Below are 17,935 nucleotides of genomic sequence, written 5' to 3'. Positions count from 1 at the left end.
CGATGTCCTTTCCTCTGCTGACAGCGACGGCGGTGCTCCCGGCCATCGGGGCGGTCGCCACGGCCGCCGTCCCGGCCGCGCGGCGCACCGCCGCCAAGTGGCTGGCGCTGGTCGTCTCCCTCGCCACGCTCGCGCTGGCCGCCCTGGTCCTGGTCCGCTTCGACCCGGGCGGCGCCCGCTACCAGCTCACCGAGTCCCACGCGTGGATCGCGGCCTTCGGGGTGAGGTACGAGCTGGGCGTGGACGGCATCGCGGTGGCGCTCATCGCGCTGACCGCCCTGCTGATGCCGTTCGTGATCCTCGCGGGCTGGCACGACGCGGACCCGGAAGAGACGGGCAACAGGCGTTGGCGGCCGACTCAGGGCTACTTCGCTTTGATCCTCGCCGTCGAGGCGATGGTGATCCTCTCCTTCGAGGCCACCGACGTCTTCCTCTTCTACATCTTCTTCGAAGCCATGCTCATCCCGATGTACTTCCTCATCGGCGGCTTCGGAGACCGTGCCCACGGCTCGTATCGATCTGCCGCCAACGCGGCGCGGGGCGAGGAGGCGGCGTCGACGCAGCGGTCGTACGCGGCGGTCAAGTTCCTCCTCTACAACCTGGTCGGCGGTCTGATCATGCTGGCCGCGGTGATCGGCCTGTACGTGGTCGCCGGGAACTTCTCGCTCACCGAGATCGTGCAGGCCCGCGCCAACGGCTCGCTGCACATGGCGACCAGCACCGAGCGCTGGCTGTTCCTCGGCTTCTTCTTCGCCTTCGCGGTGAAGGCGCCGCTGTGGCCGCTGCACACCTGGCTGCCCAACGCCATGCAGGAGTCCACGGCGCCGGTCGCCGTGCTCATCACGGCCGTCGTCGACAAGGTCGGCACGTTCGCGATGCTGCGGTTCTGCCTCCAGCTCTTCCCGGAGGCCAGCAAGTGGGCTACGCCCGTCATCCTCGTCCTGGCGCTCGTCAGCATCGTCTACGGGGCGCTGCTCGCGGTGGGCCAGCGCGACATCAAGCGCCTGGTGGCGTACGCGTCGATCTCGCACTTCGGCTTCATCATCATGGGCATCTTCGCGATGACCAGCCAGGGCCAGTCCGGGGCGACGCTCTACATGGTCAACCACGGCATCTCGACGGCAGTGCTGATGCTGGTCGCCGGATTCCTGATCTCCCGGCGCGGCTCCCGGCTCATCGCCGACTACGGCGGCGTGCAGAAGGTCGCCCCGGTGCTCGCCGGGACCTTCCTGATCGGCGGTCTGGCGACCCTGTCGCTGCCGGGTCTGGCGCCGTTCGTCAGTGAGTTCCTGGTGCTGGTCGGCACGTTCACCCGCTACCCGGTGATCGGGATCATCGCCACCTTCGGCATCGTGCTCGCCGCGCTGTACACCCTCGTCCTCTACCAGCGGACGATGACCGGCCCGGTGAAGCCGGAGGTCTCCGCGATGCCGGACCTGCGCGTGCGGGAGCTGGTGGTGGTCGCCCCGCTGATCGTGCTGTTGATCTTCCTGGGCGTCTACCCGAAGCCCGTCACGAACATCGTCAACCCGGCGGTCAAGCAGACCATGTCGGACGTACACCAGACCGACCCCAAGCCCGAGGTGGAGGCGGCCAAGTGAGCGCAGCAGCCGTCCACAGCCTGTGGACAACCGCGGCCGACCCGATCTCGAAGATCGACGCGCCGAAGATCGAATACGGGCAGCTCTCGCCCACCCTGATCGTCGTGGGCGCGGCGATCATCGGGGTGCTGGTCGAGGCGTTCGTCCCGCGCAAATCGCGTTACTACGCCCAGCTGTTCGTCTCCGCAGTCGCGCTCGCCGCCGCCTTCGCCGCGGTGATCGCGCTGGCGGCCGGCGGATACGGCACCACCAAGGCGCACATCGCGGCGATGGGTGCCATCGCGGTCGACGGCCCGTCGCTCTTCCTGCAGGGCACCATCCTGCTGGCGGGCCTGGTGAGCCTGTTCACCTTCGCCGAGCGGCGGCTGGACCCGGTCGCGCACGGCAACCGGGTCGACTCCTTCGCCGCGCAGGCCGCTTCCGTGCCGGGCAGCGACAGCGAGAAGGCCGCGGTGAAGGCCGGATTCACCACCACCGAGGCGTTCCCGCTCCTGCTCTTCGCCGTCGCCGGAATGCTGGTCTTCCCCTCGGCCAACGACCTGCTGACGCTGTTCGTGGCCCTGGAGGTCTTCTCGCTGCCGCTGTACCTGCTGTGCGCGCTGGCCCGCCGCAAGCGGCTGCTCTCGCAGGAGGCCGCGGTCAAGTACTTCCTGCTCGGCGCCTTCGCCTCGGCGTTCACGCTGTTCGGCATCGCGCTGCTGTACGGGTACGCGGGCTCGGTGTCGTACGCGACGATCGCGCAGGTCGTCGACGGGAACGTGGCGAGCGTCGACCCGGCGCTGGCGAACACCATGGGCAACGACGCGCTGCTGCTCGTCGGCGCGGCCATGATCGTGATGGGCCTGCTGTTCAAGGTGGGCGCGGTGCCGTTCCACATGTGGACGCCCGACGTCTACCAGGGCGCTCCGACCCCGGTGACCGGGTTCATGGCGGCGGCGACCAAGGTGGCGGCCTTCGGCGCGCTGCTGCGGCTGCTGTACGTGGTGCTGCCGGGCATGCGCTGGGACTGGCGGCCGGTCATGTGGGGCGTCGCGATCGTCACCATGCTGGTGGGCGCGATCGTCGCGATCACGCAGACCGACATCAAGCGGCTGCTGGCGTACTCGTCGATCGCGCACGCGGGCTTCATCCTCGCCGGTGTCATCGCGACCTCGAAGGACGGTGTCTCCTCCGTCCTGTTCTACCTGGCCGCGTACTCCTTCGTGACGATCGGCGCCTTCGCCGTGGTGACCCTGGTGCGCGACGCGGGCGGCGAGGCGACGCACCTGTCCAAGTGGGCCGGTCTCGGCCGCCGCTCGCCGCTGGTGGCGGCCGTGTTCGCGGTGTTCCTGCTGGCCTTCGCCGGCATCCCGCTGACCTCCGGCTTCGCCGGGAAGTTCGCCGTGTTCAAGGCGGCGGCCGAGGGCGGCGCGGCCCCGCTGGTCGTGATCGGTGTGATCTCGTCGGCGATCGCGGCGTTCTTCTACATCCGGGTGATCGTGCTGATGTTCTTCAGCGAGCCGCGGCCCGAAGGTCCGACGGTCGCCGTCCCGTCGCCCCTGACGATGACCGCGATCGGCCTCGGCGTGGTGGTCACCCTCGTCCTCGGTGTGGCCCCGCAGTACTTCCTGGACCTGGCGAGCCAGGCAGGAGTCTTCGTCCGCTGACCCACCCCTCACCCAGCACTCTGCCCGGCACCCCCATCAGGGGGTGCCGGGCAGTCTGTGGACAACTCCGATGCTGTCGGTGTCGGCCCCTATGGTGGAGGCAGTGGTCGAGGGACGACGTGCGGGGGACGAGACGATGGGTGGGACGGGCGGTGTCACCGAAATGCCAGTGACGCGGAGTGAAGCGCTGGCCGCGCTCCATCGTGTTTTCGGATACGAGGCCTTCCGGGGCGAGCAGGAAGCGGTCATCGAACACGTGGTGGCGGGCGGCGACGCCGTCGTGCTCATGCCCACCGGCGGCGGCAAGTCGCTCTGCTACCAGATCCCGGCCCTGGTCAGACCCGGCACGGGCATCGTGGTCTCGCCGCTGATCGCGCTGATGCAGGACCAGGTGGACGCGCTGCGGGCGCTGGGCGTGCGCGCCGGGTTCATCAACTCCACCCAGGACTTCGACGAGCGGCGCGTGGTGGAGGCGGAGTTCCTGGCCGGCGAGCTCGACCTGCTCTATCTCGCCCCGGAGCGCCTGCGCGTGGCCGCCACGCTGGACCTTCTGTCCCGGGGCAAGATCGCGCTCTTCGCGATCGACGAGGCCCACTGCGTCTCCCAGTGGGGCCACGACTTCCGCCCCGACTACCTCGCCCTGTCGCTGCTCGGCGAGCGCTGGCCGGACGTCCCGCGGATCGCGCTCACGGCGACCGCCACCCGAGCGACGCACCAGGAGATCACCGAGCGGCTGAACATGCCGCGGGCCCGCCACTTCGTGGCGAGCTTCGACCGGCCCAACATCCAGTACCGCATCGTCGGCAAGACGGACCCCAGGAAGCAGCTGCTGAGCTTCCTGCGCGAGGAGCACCCGGGCGACGCGGGCATCGTGTACTGCCTGTCGCGCAACTCGGTGGACAAGACGGCCGAGTTCCTCACCGCCAACGGCATCGAGGCGGTCCCCTACCACGCGGGCCTCGACGCGGGCACCCGCGCGGCGCACCAGTCCCGCTTCCTGCGCGAGGACGGCCTGGTCGTGGTCGCCACGATCGCCTTCGGCATGGGCATCGACAAGCCGGACGTCCGCTTCGTCGCCCACCTGGACCTGCCGAAGTCGGTCGAGGGCTACTACCAGGAGACCGGCCGCGCCGGCCGTGACGGACTGCCGTCCACCGCCTGGATGGCGTACGGGCTGAACGACGTCATCCAGCAGCGCAAACTGATCCAGTCAGGCGAGGGCGACGAGGCGTTCCGCCGCCGGGCCGCGGCCCACCTCGACTCGATGCTCGCGCTGTGCGAGACGGTGCGGTGCCGTCGCGGCCAGCTGCTCGCCTACTTCGGCCAGGACCCGGACCCGGCGGGCTGCGGCAACTGCGACAGCTGCCTGACACCGCCGGAGACCTGGGACGGCACGGTCGCGGCCCAGAAGGTGCTGTCGACGGTGGTACGGCTGCAAAGGGAGCGGGGGCAGAAGTTCGGCGCGGGCCAGATCATCGACATCCTGCTCGGCAAGCGCACCGGCCGGGTGATCCAGTTCGACCACGACCAGCTGTCCGTGTTCGGCATCGGTGAGGAACTGGCCGAGGGCGAGTGGCGGGGTGTGGTGCGTCAGCTGCTGGCGCAGGGGCTGCTGGCGGTCGAGGGGGAGTACGGCACGCTGGTGCTGACCGACGCGAGCGCCTCGGTGCTCCGGCGGGAGCGGGACGTGCCGCTGCGCAAGGAGCCGAAGAAGCCGACCGCGTCGCGGGGATCGGCCCTCCGCTCGGACCGCAAGCCGAAGGCGGCTGCGGCCGAGCTGCCCGAGGCGCTCCTGCCCGCCTTCGAGGCCCTGCGCGCCTGGCGCGCCGAACAGGCCCGCGAACAGGGCGTCCCGGCGTACGTCATCTTCCACGACGCCACGCTCCGGGAGATCGTCTCGGTCTGGCCCACGTCGGTGGCACAACTGGGCACGGTCGGCGGCGTCGGCGAGAAGAAGCTCGCGACGTACGGGGAAGGGGTGCTGGAAGTCCTGGAGTCGCTCAACGGCCCGTCCGGGGGCGGCCCGTCCGGGGGCGGCCCGTCCGGGGACGGCCCGTCCGGGGACGGCCCGTCCGATTCCGGCGTGTCCGATCCCGGCGCGTCCGGTGACGGCCCGGACCGGGCGTCCGCCCGCAGGTCCCCCGCGACGGCGGACGAGGACTGGCCGGAGTCCGAGCCGGAGCCGGGCGAGCCGGGCGGGCCGGACGACTGGATATGACCACCGCCGGGACGGCCTGAGGCGTCCACGGCGTCTTCTCCGTCCCACCGGCAGGCGGAAGCCCGAGGGCGCCGGCCGAGCCCCCTCGTCCCAGCGCTGTCAGCCAAGCCCTGTCAGCCAAGAGCTGTCGGTCCAGGGCTGTCGGTCCAGGACCGTCACCCCAGTGCCGTCAGCCCCGGAGCGAAAGTGATCAGCAGGGGCAGCAGGGGCACCAGCGCCGCCGCCGTCGTCGTCAGGGCGCGGTGCCGGCGGCCCAGGCGGGGCGGGGGTTCCAGGAGGCGGTCCACGCGCTCGCCGAGCAGGCGGTGGCTGGAGGCGCAGGAGAGGACCCCGCGGTGCTGGTTGAGCTCGATCAGGGCCAGGGCCGTGGTCAGATGGCCGTGGCGGCGGGACGCCGTGTCGTCCGCGGCCAGTTCGACCAGCCGGTGGGTCTGGTCGCAGAAGTGGGCGAACAGCGGCACACGCGGGAAGCCGGTCGCCAGGGCCGTCGACAGATGCAGCAGCCAGTCGTGGTGGGCGCGGGCGTGACCGCGTTCGTGGGCGAGCACCGCGTCGAGCTGATGGCCGGTGAGACGGTGCAGGGCGCCGGTGGTGACCACGAGCTGCGGGGGATGGCCGGGCATCCACCAGGCGTCGGGGTACTCGTCCTCCAGCACCAGCAGGGGGCCGCGGGCGGGCGGCAGGCCTGCGGGCAGGTCGGGGGCGCGTTCACGCAGATGCGCGCGGGCCCGGCCGCGGCGCCGGCGCGCCTCGGCGGCCTCCCGTGCGAGCATCGCCGCGGTCCAGGCGGCGCCGCAGGCCAGCAGCAGGGTGAGGGCGGCCGACCAGAGCGGGGTGGCCGACAGGTCGTAGGCGGCGGTCACCGCGGGCGGTGCGGGGGCGAAGACCCGGTCGCGGACGGTGTGGAAGACGGCCGCGGCCCCCAGCACGAGGGCGGTCAGGCAGCACAGCAGAACGGTCGCGACCAGGCACTGCCACACCCACAGCGCGACGACCGGTTCCCGCTCGGGCCAGGCGGCCCGGGTCAGCGCGCGGGGCGCCGGCACGGCGGCCGTCAGGGCGACGACGCTCAGCAGGAGCAGGCAGACGGTCATGCCACGGACTCCGCATCCTGATCGGAGGTGGGCGGGTGTGGGGTCGTGCGGTGGGGGCGGCCGGCGCGGTGCGCGCACGGCCTGCCGTCAGTATGACGGCGTCGGGCGGCGGGGGTGAGGGTTCGGCGGCAACCGATTCCCAGACCCCACCGCCCCCACGTCTCCGCCTTCCGTACGCCTGGGCCCTTGCGTAGCTCGCGTACGTCTCCGCTTTCGCGTACGTCCCGGCCTCGCCCACGAGTCCGCCCTCCGTGCGCGGGTCCGGACGGGTCACCCGGACACGATGCGCCCGGTCACCTCCCCCAGGCCCACCCGGACCCCGCCCGGCCCCGGTGCCCAGGCGGTCAGGGTCACCACGTCGCCGTCCTCCAGGAACGTGCGCTTGCCGTCGGGCAGTTCGAGGGGGTCGCGGCCGTTCCAGGTCAGCTCCAGCAGGGAGCCGCGCTGGTCGGGCTCGGAGCCGCTGACGGTGCCGGAGCCGTACAGGTCGCCGGTGCGGAGCGAGGCGCCGTTGACCGTCATGTGCGCGAGTTGCTGCGCCGCCGTCCAGTACATGGTGGAGAAGGGGGGCTCGGACACCACGTGCCCGTTGATCGCGACGGAGATCCGCAGGTCGTAGCCGCCGGGCTCCTCCTCGGCGTCGTCGAGGTACGGCAGGAGCGGATGCGTGCGCCGCGGCGGTGCGACCCGGGCGTCCTCCAGCGCGTCCAGCGGGGTGATCCACGCCGACACCGACGTGGCGAAGGACTTGCCGAGGAACGGGCCGAGGGGGACGTACTCCCAGGCCTGGACGTCACGCGCGGACCAGTCGTTCAGCAGGCACAGCCCGAAGACGTGCTCGCGGAAGTCGCCGAGCTGCACCGGCGTGCCGAGCCGCGAGGGCACGCCCACCACGAAGCCGACCTCCGCCTCGATGTCGAGCCGGACGGACGGACCGAAGACCGGCGCGGGGTCGGACGGGGCCTTGCGCTGGCCCGACGGCCGGACGACGTCGGTGCCCGACACCACCACCGTGCCCGCGCGGCCGTGGTAGCCGATCGGCAGGTGCTTCCAGTTGGGCGTGAGGGAGTCCTCGGCGTCGGGGCGGAAGATCCGGCCGACGTTCCGGGCGTGGTTCTCGGAGGCGTAGAAGTCGACGTAGTCCGCGACGTCGAAGGGGAGGTGCAGGGTCACCGAGTCCAGCGGGTACAGGAACGGCGCGACGGCCTCCTGGTGGGACGGCACCGTCACCCACGCCGTCAGCGCCCGCCGGACGTCGGACCAGGCGGTGCGGCCCGCCGCCAGCAGCGGGCCGAGCGTGGGCTGGGCGAGCAGGGAGGCGTACGGCGAGCCGAGCGCCCGCGCCGCCGCGCCCGCGTCGAGGACGTGGTCGCCGAGCCGGACGCCGACGGTCCTCTCCTGCGGGCTCTGCGGAGCCTGCGAACTCTGCGACCCGGCGCGGGAGAAGACACCGTAGGGGAGGTTGTGCGGACCGAAGGGGTCGCCCTCGGGGACCTCGAAGGGGGGCATGGAGTGCTTGCCTTCCTCTCGTGCTCTCTCGTGTCGTGCTCTCTCGTGCGCAGGGCACGGGACGTCTTCCATGTGGTCGCGCCACACGTTACGGCCGAGTCGGCCGTCTTGGGCAGTGCCTAAAGAGTCTGCAATGTCCGATTCGAGGTTGTCGGAGGAGTCACTTCCGGCTCAGCGCCCTTTGGGGGCGCGGACGGGGTGGCTCCGTTCCGTAGGGGGACACAGTGGGGGGACCCGTGGCCAGGAATGCCGCCGACGTGCTGGGGAAGGATGCCGTGATCTCGCTCACGCTCACCGTCTGGCGCTGTCGCGTCCCCCTCGCGCCCAGCGCGGCCGCGCGGACAGGCACGGGGTGAAGAACCCCCGCGTACAGGGGACTTCAGGAGGTGCGGGTAGGGCTGAGGCGGCCGCCGTGGTCGTCCGGTTCCCGTCGAGTCGGGGTCGCGGTGGATCCGTATTCTCTGATCATGGCCGCCTCCCCCGTATACGCCCTCATCGCCACTGACCTGGACGGAACGTTGCTGCGCGGCGACGACACCCCGTCCGAGCGGTCCCTCGCCGCGCTCGCGCGGGTGGCGGCCGCCGGTGCCCGGCACCTCGTGGTGACCGGGCGGCCGGCGCCGAGGGTGCGGTCGCTGCTCGACGCCCTGGGAGCCACGGGCCTCGCGGTGTGCGGCCAGGGCGCGCAGCTCTACGACGCCGGGGCGGACCGCCTGCTGTGGTCGGTCACCCTGGACCGGGAGCAGGCCGAGACCGCGCTCGGCAAGATCGAGGCCGAGGTGGGGCAGGTGTACGCGGCGGTCGATCAGGACGGGGTGGACGGGCTGACGCTGATCGAGCCCGGGTATCTCATGCCGCACCCGACGCTGCCCGCCGTGCGGGTGGACCGGCGCGACGACCTGTGGAGCGCCCCCATCAGCAAGGTGCTGCTGCGCCATCCCGTGCTGTCCGACGACGAGTTGGCGGCCGTCGCGCGCGGGGTGGTCGGCTCCCTGGCGACGGTCACCATGTCGGGCCCGGGAACCGTCGAGCTCCAGCCCTGCGGCATCACCAAGGCGACCGGGCTGGCCATGGCCGCCGAACACCTGGGGCTGGGCCGCGAACACGCCCTCGCCTTCGGCGACATGCCGAACGACATCCCCATGTTCCAGTGGGCCGCCCACGGTGTCGCCATGGCCAACGCCCACCCCGAACTCAAGGCGGTCGCCGACGAGATCACCTTGTCGAACGAGGACGACGGCATCGCCGTCGTCCTCGACCGGTTGTTCCCGGAGCGGTAGCCGCTTCCGGAGGGCCGCCCGCCCGCCGGCACCCTGGGTGCCGCAGGGTGCCGCTGGGTGCGTGCCCCGTCGGCCGGTGGGCGCCGCCGGGCGCCCACCGGCGTCCGTCAGTAGGCGCCGAAGACGTTGTCGATGGAGCCGTAGCGGGTGGCCGCGTACTTACAGGCGGCCGTGATGTTGGCGACCGGGTCGTAGATGTTCCACGCCGTGCCCGGCACGTGGTAGGCGGCGAACGTCGGGTCGATGACTTGGAGCAGGCCCTTGGACGGGATGCCGGCGGCCGCGTTGGCGTCCCAGAGGTTGATGGCCAGCGGGTTGCCGGAGGACTCGCGCATGACGTTGCGGTAGATGCCGTTGTACGTGCCCGGGATGCCCTTCTGGGCCATGATCGCGAGCGACGCGCGGATCCAGCCGTCGAGGTTGTTCGGGTGTGCGAGCGTGCTCGCGGCGGCGGGGGCGGAGGTGGTGGCCGCGGACGCGTTGGTCGCGCCGATGAGCGGGAGGGCGAGAACGGCGGCACCGGTGCCGACGGCGGCGAGGGCGCGGGCGATGCGGGCGGCGCGGGGACGGCGGAGCAGACCCTGGGCAGGCATGGTGAATTCCTCTCCGTCGCCTGCGAGGTGAGCTGTCGGGTTCGGGCGGGGAGGCGCCCGGCCGTGCCCCCGAGGGCACGGCTTCACCCCTAGCCGTTCCGGCGCGGCGTACGGCACACGGTGTGCGACGTACGCGTCCGGCCCGGCGACTTACCTGGGTCCCCCGCTCCTGCCATGCGTGGTTCGTTCGATGGGTTCGCGGGCGGTGGCAGGATTCGGCGTCCGCCCGGTGGCCGGGAACGTATGCGAGAGCACATGTCCTGAACAAGTAGGCGATTCACAGCTCGTCCCTATTGACCTTGATGTGCGGCTAATGGGGTGCTTGATCCTTTGCGTACGCACAGGGTCAACTCGCCTGTGAGGAAAGGCGAAGTGCGGGTATGCGGCCAGAGTGAGGGCGGGGGAGGGGTGTGACCCAACTCACGGTTTAAGTTGGCGAAGAGCAATTAAGGCCAAGGGGACTTGGGGCATCAAGATGGACTAATCGGACTCCGTCCGGGCGTGTCCGTCCGGGTGTCACCGGAAGCCGTCGGCGGGTGGGTCGCGTGTCACCCGGGTGCCGCGAGGGTGCCGCGCTGTGAGTCGTTCGGCGGGAGGGTGGCGTACGGGTGTGCATGAACGTGGTGTGCGGGGATCGAAAGGGGCGAATCTATATTTATGCGTCCATATGAATGGATTACTTGCATACCGGGCGTGCTCCGATACCGCCTGGCCTGTATCGGTGGGCGCTAGCGGTGATCGAAACGTGACCGGATACGCTGACTTGAGTGAGGGCAGCGACCTATCGACAAACCGTGTAATCGCCAGCAGACACCAGCAGACAGGAGACCCCTCGTGACCGTCGTCGGGCCGTTCGGGCTGAGCGTGCGGGACCAGGCTCTGGAAGCCGATGTCCAGGCCGGATTGGCGGCTGTCGAGGAAGGGCTGCTCGAGGCCACCAAGAGCGAGGTCCCCTTCATCACGGAGGCCGCCCAGCACCTCGTACGGGCGGGCGGGAAGCGGTTCCGGCCGCTGCTCGTGATGCTCGCGGCGCAGTTCGGTGACCCGGAGGCGCCGGGGATCGTGCCGTCCGCCGTGGTCGTGGAGCTCACCCACCTGGCGACGCTGTACCACGACGACGTGATGGACGAGGCCGCGGTGCGCCGTGGAGTGGCCAGCGCGAACACCCGCTGGGGCAACTCGGTCGCCGTCCTGACCGGCGACTTCCTGTTCGCCCGGGCCTCGCAGATCCTCGCCGATCTCGGTCCGGAGGCGGTGCGCGTGCAGGCCGTGGCGTTCGAGCGGCTGGTCACCGGGCAGATCCTGGAGACGGCGGGACCGCAGGACGGCCGCGACCCGGTCGACCACTACCTGGACGTGCTGAGCGGCAAGACCGGATCGCTGGTCGCGGTGTCCTGCCGGTTCGGGGCGATGATGTCCGGGGCCGACGAGAACGTCGTGGACGTGCTGACGCAGTACGGGGAGCGGCTCGGCGTCGCCTTCCAGCTGGCGGACGACGTGCTGGACATCGCCTCGGACTCGCACGAGTCGGGCAAGACGCCGGGGACGGACCTCCGGGAGGGGGTCGCGACGCTTCCGGTGCTGCGGTTGCGGGAGCGGGCGGCGCGGCTCGGTCTGGCGGAGGACGTCGCGCTGTGCGAGCTGCTGGACTCCGACCTGACCGACGACGACCGGCTCGCGGAGGCGCTGGCGGCCCTGCGCGCCCACCCGGCGCTGGAGCAGGCCCGCAAGGACACCGTGCGGTACGCGGAGGACGCGCGGGCCGCGCTGGCCCCGCTGCGGGAGTGTGACGCCAAGGCGGCGCTGATGGAGCTGTGCGACGCGGTGGTGCACCGGGCCGGCTAGCGTCGCTCCCCGCGCGCAGCGGACCCCGCGACCTCACGGTCCCGCGACCCCGTGCCCCCGCAGCCCTGCCGGGCTCTGCGACCTCGAGACTCTGCGACCCCGTGGGCCCCGCGGCCCCAGCAGGTCCCCGCGGTGCGGCGCCCCTCACGGTACTCACCCTGAGTGACGGGCGACAGCACGGTCGTGACGAGGCCTGGGAAGCCGGCGCGGGGATCGCCGGCACGGTCGGCGGTCCCCGCCGCCCCGGGGGCGCCTCGCTCCCACCCCGCCCTGCCGCTCCGTGCCACCCCCTACGGGGCGGCGGAGACGGAGCCCTCCGGCGTCATACCCCAGTCGTAGGCGGAGTTGAGTCCGCGGTCTGACGCATCCTCACGGCCGATTTGGTCAGATGGAACACACGGACAACACCACTCCTCACCGATTCGGGTGAGAATGGCGGCTCGGGGTGGTGGGCGCACCGCTCCGCTCGCGCGAAGCCGGGAGCACCGGGGAGAGTGCGGACGAACAGCCGCCGCCGACGACGGAGGTAAGGCACAGATGGCACCGTACGAATCCGACGACAGCACCGGCATCGAGGACGCCGACGAACTGCGCTCGGGACGGCGCAGGGCCGCGCGCTACGTCGTACCGGCCGCGGTGGTGGGGGTCGCGGCGGCGACCATCGGGCTGGTCCCGGCGCTCGCCGACTCGGGTGACCCCGACCTGCCGAAGATCACCGCGCAGCAACTCATCGAGAAAATCGCCAAGTCGGACGTCCAGCGGCTCTCCGGGACGGTGAAGGTCAGCACGGACCTCGGTCTGCCGGACCTGGGCGGCCTGGAGAGCGGCCTCGCCTCCCGCGCGGCCGGGGGCGGTGACGGGTCGTCGGCCGATCCGGCGTCCAGGCTGACCGAACTGGCCTCCGGCACGCACACCCTGCGTGTCGCGTCCGACGGCGAGGACCGGCAGAAGGTGTCGCTGATCGAGCGCGCCGCCGAGTACAGCCTCATCCACAACGGCAAGGACGTCTGGGGCTACGACAGCAAGTCGAACGAGGTCTACCACGGCACGGCCTCCCAGGACGGCGGCAAGCGGCACGACCAGGTCCCCGCCACGCCGAAGGACTTCGCCGACCAGGCCCTGAAGTCGGTCGACGACACCACGTCGGTGACGGTCGACGGCACCGCGCGGGTGGCCGGCCGGGACGCCTACAAGCTGGTCGTGAAGCCGAAGCAGTCCGGGACCACGGTCGGTGCGATCAGCATCGCGGTGGACGCGAAGACCGGGCTGCCGCTGAAGTTCACGCTGACGCCGGCGAGCGGCGGGGCCGCCGTCGTGGACGCGGGCTTCACCCAGGTGAGCTTCGCCAGGCCGGCCGCCTCGACCTTCGCCTTCACCCCGCCCAAGGGCGCGAAGGTCACCGACGAGAAGGACGCGCCGCACGACGGCGCCAAGGCGCCCGGGCACGGCCTCCTGCCCGGAATGCCCTCGCAGAAGGACCTCGCCAAGGGCGGCCGGGAGGACTTCGCCAAGGAGGGCCCGAAGGTGCTCGGCAAGGGCTGGAACTCCATCGCCACCTTCGACACCGGCGGCAAGGGCGGCAAGGGCGGTGCCCCCTCGGGCTCCGGCAGCGGAGACCTCGGCGGCATGCTCGGCTCGCTGGGCGACCAGGTGACCGGCAAGTTCGGCAAGGGCACGGTCTTCTCCACGCGCCTGATCAACGCGCTGATCACGGACGACGGCAAGGTCTACGTCGGTGCCGTCACCAAGGGCGCACTGGTGAAGGCGGCGAACGCCGGGTAGTGACCGTCCGGCACACGGGCACGACGAATCGAGGGAGCCGATGGACGAGGCGTCCGCCAAGCCGCTCGCCGGCCCGCCGACCGGCCCCTCGGCCCGTCCGCCCGTCCCGGGTCCGGACGCGGAGCCGGGGGCCGCGGGGCCGGAGGCGGAGGAGGGGGCCGCGGGGCCGAGCGTCATCCACACCCGCGGCCTCACCAAGCGCTACCGCGGTGGACAACTCGCCGTCGACGGTCTCGACCTGACCGTCCCGGCGGGCAGCGTCTTCGGCTTCCTCGGCCCGAACGGCTCGGGCAAGACCACCACCATCCGCATGCTGATGGGGCTGATCGAGCCCACCTCCGGCACGGCACGCGTCCTGGGCCGCCCGATGCCCCGGTCCACGCGGGCCGTGCTGCCGCACGTCGGAGCCCTGATCGAAGGGCCCGCGCTGTACGGCTTCCTCTCCGGCCGGGACAACCTGCTGCGCTACGACGCCGCCGACCCGTCCGCCGACCCGCGCACCCGGCCTGCGCGGGTCGCCGCCGCCCTGGACCGGGTGGGGCTGACGGCGGCGGCCGGCAGGAAGGCCAGGGCGTACTCCCTCGGCATGAAGCAGCGCCTCGGGCTGGCGGCCGCGCTGCTCCGGCCCCGGAAACTGCTCGTCCTGGACGAGCCGACCAACGGCCTGGACCCGCAGGGGATGCGCGAGATCCGCTCCCTGGTCCGGGAACTGGCCTGCGACGGCACGACCGTCTTCCTCTCCTCCCACCTGCTGGACGAGATCGAGCAGGTGTGCACCCATGCGGCCGTCATGGCCCGGGGCAGACTGGTGACGCAGGGCCGGGTGGCCGAGCTGGCCGCCGGGCTGCGGGGCCGGCTCGTGGTGACCACGCCCGACACCGGGGACGCGACCCGGGTGCTGAAGGAGCAGGGGGTCGGCGACGTGGTCGCCGACGGCGACCGGGTCACCGGTGAACCGCCGGACCGCGACCTCGCCGAGCTGAACGCGGCGCTGGTCGCGGCGGGCGTGCGCGTCCGCGGCTTCGGCCTCGAACGCGCCTCCCTGGAGGACGCGTTCGTGGCCCTCACGGGGGAGGGGTTCGATGTCGCGGGCTGACACACCGCCGGAGACGGCCGAAACACCCGGAGGACCTGCCGAGACCGCCGAAGGGCCTCCCGCGACACCGGGAGGACCGGTCGAGCGCCCCGGTGGCGCTGCCGGGACACCCGGAGGGCCGGCCGGGACAGAGGACCGCGCTCCGCACCCGCTGTGGACGCTCGGGCTGCTGCGCAGCGAGCTGGTCACCACCTTCCGGCGCTGGCGCACCCTCGCCCTGCTGGGCGTGCTCGCGGCCGTACCGGTCCTGGTCGGGATCGCCGTCCGGATCGAGACGAGGGACGGTGCCCCGGCCGGGCGCGGGGGCGGTCAGGGCCCGGCGTTCATCGCGCAGGTCACCAACAACGGCCTGTTCCTGGTCTTCACCGCGCTGGCGGCGACCCTGCCGTTCTTCCTGCCGATGGCCGTCGGCGTGGTCGCGGGCGACGCGATCGCCGGCGAGGCGAACGCGGGGACGCTGCGCTACCTCCTGGTCGCCCCGGCCGGCCGCACCCGCCTGCTGCTCACCAAGTACGCCACGACGATGGCCTTCTGCCTGGTCGCCACGCTCGTCGTCGCCGTCTCGGCGCTCACCGTCGGCGCGCTGCTCTTCCCGCTCGGCGAGCTCACCACCATCTCGGGCACCCAGATCGACTTCGCCGAGGGCCTGGGCCGGGCCCTGCTGATCGCCCTGGCCGTCGCGGCTTCCCTGACCGGTGTCGCGGCCCTCGGGCTGTTCGTCTCGTCCCTGACCGACAGCGGCATCGCGGCGATGGCGACGACCGTGGGGCTGCTGATCACCGTGCAGATCGTCGACCAGATCCCGCAGCTCCACGCGATCCAGCCGTACCTCTTCCCGCACTACTGGCTGTCCTTCGCCGACCTGATGCGCGATCCGGTCTACTGGGACGACCTGGTGAAGAACCTTCAGTTGCAGGCCGTGTACGCGGCCGTGTTCGGCTCGGCGGCCTGGGCGCGCTTCACGGCGAAGGACATCCCCGCGTAGGCGCCACCACGCCGGACGTCATCGCGGAGGGCGTCACCGCGTCACCGTTCCCGTGAGGCGGGTCAGCGCCTCCGTCTCGCGCGGCGGCTGCCCGCCGAGCTCGCCCACGCGCCAGGCCGGCACCCACGGGACGCGGTACACGTCGATGACGGCCTCGATCGGTTTCACGCGCTGCGCGAGCTGCCGCGGCAGCCGCCCCGGCGCGTCCGCGACCAGGACGACGGCGTCCAGATCCAGCCCGGCCGGTGCCTCGCCCCGGCGGAACACCTCCAGGGTCCGGATCACGGCGTCCAGCCCGGCCGCGTGCGTCCGGGCGACGAGCAGCACCGAGCGGGGGGCGTCGGGGCCGGGCCAGCCGCGCCCGCAGTCGTGACCGCCGTACACCGCCGCCAGCGTGGTCGTGCCCGCGCCGCCGTGGGTGGCCACCCACGAGAAGCGCCGGGGCGTGACCGGGCCGCCGGCAGGCCGTTCGGGCGCACCCTCCCGGGCGCCGGCTCCGGCCACCGGCCCGCGAATCCAGACCTCCGGTCCCTGCTGCACGCCTGTCCCCATGCCCGTTCCCCTCCTCCGTCATCCCGACGATCTTCACGCTCGGCGCGTTACCGACGACACGGCGGCGGAGTTCCTGGTGCGAGTCTGTGACGTCGTGGTGACGTGAGAACCGCAGGCGAGCGGAGAGACTCGACAGTACGCGTACGACCGGATCGCGCGCATCCGAGTGAGGGAGCCGATGTCTCGACTGAGCCGCGAGAAGAAGCGGGAACTGAAGCGTGCCGCCCGTGCGGCGGCACCCGCGGCCACGCCGATCTCCGTGCACGTGCCCGCGGACGGCGCGGGAGCCTCGGTCGGAGGCGTACCGGTCCGTCCCGCCGCCGGCGAGGAGGTCCAGCACGCCGTCCTGAACCACCTGCACCGCCTCGCCCTCGCCACCGGCCACCCCGTCCTCGCCACGGTCACCGACGAACGCATCGGCTACGTCGTCCCCCTGCGCGTCCAGAGCGACGGCTCCAGCGCCTTCACCGCCGAGCCCCTGCGCACCACCCCGCCCCAACCGCCGCGTCCCCCGAGGCCGGTCTCCCCTACGGCCGCCCCGGCGCCCGCCGCGCCATACGAGGGGACCGCGCCGCCCGTGCCGTCGTCCGGTTCTGCCACGCCCTCCGGCGCTCCCGGCCCCTCGCTCGAGGAGCCCGAGCCCGAGCCCGAGTCCGAGCCCGTCCCGGACGCGACGCGGTCGTCGACCGATCGGCGTACACACCTCTTGCGGAAGGTGCCGGAGCCGGTGCGGGAGTCCGCCCCCACGTTCCCGCTGCGGGCGGTGCCGGAGCCGCGGGGTGAGACGCCCCGTACCTTCCCGCTGCGGGCGGTGCCCGAGCCGCAGCCGTCCGCCGAACCCGCGCCGACCTTCCCGCTGCGGGCCATACCGGAGCCGACCGGCCGGCCGGACTCCGGCACGGGTGGCACGCCGACCGACCGGCCGGACTCCGGCACCGTGAGCGCCCCGACCGGGCAGTTCGGGCCGCCCCCGGTGATGGACGCGCGGCCCACCCCCACAACCGGCCCCGCGCCCGCACCGACGCCGCCCGCCAAGCCGTCCGCCCGGGAACCTGGCCCCATCCCCGCCGCTCAGCCCGAGCGCGTACCCGCACCCGCACCCGAACTCGGAGCCGTACCCGAAGCCGCCTCCAAGCCCGAGCCCGAAGCCGCTTCCGACCCCGACTTCGACCCCAAGCCCACCCCCGCCCGCGGTTTCGACGCCGTGGCCGAAGCGGTGCTCGGGGACGATCCCAGGACCGCGGCCGGGGAGGGCGGTACCGTCCTGCTCGCCGAGCCCATGGCGCAGATCAACGAGGCCGTGAAGTCGGGCCGGATCGAGGAAGCGGCGACGCTGGCCGAGCGCGCCGTCTCGGAGTCGTCGGCCACGCTCGGCCCGGAGCACGCCGAGGTGCTGCGCCTGCGCGAGCTCACCGCGTACATCGCCTATCTGGCGACCGACCCGGTCCGCTCGTTCGGCCTGTCCCTCGACCTGGCCCGCATCCGGCGCCGCGCCGGCGACGCGGAGGCCGCCTACGGCAACGTGCAGAGCGCGGCCGCCGCCTGGCGCGCGGTCCGTGACCCCGAGCAGGGCCTGCGGCTCGGCCGCGACCTGATCGGGCTGTGGACCGAACTCACCGTCGAGGACGGTCCGGCCGCCGACGACATCGAGCAACTGGAGTCGGCCCGCGCCCGCATGGGACGCCTCGCCGAACGGGCCCGCAGGGGGGCGTCCCCGGCGCCCTGACCCGGCCC

General features: G+C 72.5%; 13 protein-coding genes and 1 riboswitch. Of the genes, 9 read left to right on the top strand and 4 right to left on the bottom strand.

Annotation, left to right across the window (positions count from 1 at the left end):
* The first annotated feature begins 2 nt into the window (after window positions 1-2).
* From ACIPM1_RS22445 to recQ, 3 genes are all read left to right on the top strand, one after another.
* Window positions 3-1,601: an NADH-quinone oxidoreductase subunit M gene (locus tag ACIPM1_RS22445; RefSeq protein WP_402437292.1), complete on the top strand. Its 1,599-nt coding sequence runs from the start codon at window positions 3-5 to the stop codon at window positions 1,599-1,601.
* Complete coding sequence (gene nuoN, locus ACIPM1_RS22440) at window positions 1,598-3,247, top strand: NADH-quinone oxidoreductase subunit NuoN (protein ID WP_402437290.1); 1,650 nt, start codon at window positions 1,598-1,600, stop codon at window positions 3,245-3,247. The genes ACIPM1_RS22445 and nuoN overlap by 4 nt, the downstream gene beginning before the upstream one ends.
* 136 nt (window positions 3,248-3,383) lie before the next feature.
* Window positions 3,384-5,465: a DNA helicase RecQ gene (gene recQ / locus ACIPM1_RS22435; RefSeq protein ID WP_402437505.1), complete on the top strand. Its 2,082-nt coding sequence runs from the start codon at window positions 3,384-3,386 to the stop codon at window positions 5,463-5,465.
* Between the two features lie 155 nt (window positions 5,466-5,620).
* Here the strand turns inward: recQ and ACIPM1_RS22430 are convergent, their stop codons facing one another.
* Together ACIPM1_RS22430 and fahA are read right to left on the bottom strand one after the other, a co-directional pair.
* Window positions 5,621-6,559 (bottom strand): M56 family metallopeptidase, encoded by a 939-nt coding sequence (locus ACIPM1_RS22430; RefSeq protein WP_356194216.1) that lies wholly within the window; start codon window positions 6,557-6,559, stop codon window positions 5,621-5,623.
* Between the two features lie 270 nt (window positions 6,560-6,829).
* The gene (gene fahA / locus ACIPM1_RS22425) at window positions 6,830-8,068 is read right to left on the bottom strand and encodes a fumarylacetoacetase (RefSeq protein ID WP_402437288.1); all 1,239 of its coding nucleotides are present in this window, start codon (window positions 8,066-8,068) and stop codon (window positions 6,830-6,832) included.
* 467 nt (window positions 8,069-8,535) lie between these two features.
* Between fahA and ACIPM1_RS22420 the strand changes: the two genes are divergently transcribed.
* Entirely contained in the window at window positions 8,536-9,348 is an 813-nt protein-coding gene (locus ACIPM1_RS22420; protein WP_402437286.1) for an HAD family hydrolase, read from the top strand.
* Between the two features lie 107 nt (window positions 9,349-9,455).
* On the opposite strand, the gene ACIPM1_RS22415 is transcribed toward ACIPM1_RS22420, so the two are convergent.
* A complete protein-coding gene (locus ACIPM1_RS22415) occupies window positions 9,456-9,941 on the bottom strand; it encodes a transglycosylase SLT domain-containing protein (RefSeq protein ID WP_402437285.1) in 486 nt (161 codons plus the stop codon).
* A gap of 4 nt (window positions 9,942-9,945) precedes the next feature.
* Window positions 9,946-10,074: riboswitch (cyclic di-AMP (ydaO/yuaA leader) on the bottom strand.
* 701 nt (window positions 10,075-10,775) lie between these two features.
* Between ACIPM1_RS22415 and ACIPM1_RS22410 the strand changes: the two genes are divergently transcribed.
* From ACIPM1_RS22410 to ACIPM1_RS22395, 4 genes are all read left to right on the top strand, one after another.
* Window positions 10,776-11,786 carry a polyprenyl synthetase family protein gene (locus ACIPM1_RS22410; protein WP_402437283.1) on the top strand — a complete coding sequence of 337 codons (1,011 nt, stop codon included), beginning with the start codon at window positions 10,776-10,778 and terminating at the stop codon, window positions 11,784-11,786.
* 537 nt (window positions 11,787-12,323) lie between these two features.
* The gene (locus tag ACIPM1_RS22405; RefSeq protein WP_402437281.1) at window positions 12,324-13,568 is read left to right on the top strand and encodes an outer membrane lipoprotein carrier protein LolA; all 1,245 of its coding nucleotides are present in this window, start codon (window positions 12,324-12,326) and stop codon (window positions 13,566-13,568) included.
* Between the two features lie 40 nt (window positions 13,569-13,608).
* A complete protein-coding gene (locus tag ACIPM1_RS22400) occupies window positions 13,609-14,664 on the top strand; it encodes an ABC transporter ATP-binding protein (RefSeq protein ID WP_402437279.1) in 1,056 nt (351 codons plus the stop codon).
* A complete protein-coding gene (locus ACIPM1_RS22395; protein ID WP_402437277.1) occupies window positions 14,651-15,649 on the top strand; it encodes an ABC transporter permease in 999 nt (332 codons plus the stop codon). The genes ACIPM1_RS22400 and ACIPM1_RS22395 overlap by 14 nt, the downstream gene beginning before the upstream one ends.
* Window positions 15,650-15,682: 33 nt before the next feature.
* Here ACIPM1_RS22395 and ACIPM1_RS22390 read toward each other — a convergent pair whose 3' ends face one another.
* On the bottom strand, window positions 15,683-16,201 hold the full coding sequence (locus tag ACIPM1_RS22390; protein ID WP_402437275.1) for a DUF6668 family protein: 519 nt from the start codon (window positions 16,199-16,201) through the stop codon (window positions 15,683-15,685).
* Between the two features lie 178 nt (window positions 16,202-16,379).
* Between ACIPM1_RS22390 and ACIPM1_RS22385 the strand changes: the two genes are divergently transcribed.
* Window positions 16,380-17,927 (top strand): tetratricopeptide repeat protein, encoded by a 1,548-nt coding sequence (locus ACIPM1_RS22385; protein WP_402437273.1) that lies wholly within the window; start codon window positions 16,380-16,382, stop codon window positions 17,925-17,927.
* Window positions 17,928-17,935 lie beyond the last annotated feature (8 nt).

Origin of the sequence: Streptomyces sp. NPDC086766 (assembly GCF_044746005.1) — a bacterium.
Classification (GTDB): Bacteria; Actinomycetota; Actinomycetes; order Streptomycetales; family Streptomycetaceae; genus Streptomyces.
The sequence above is the reverse complement of the archived record's forward strand: the minus strand, read 5'-3'. Positions and strand labels throughout refer to the sequence as shown.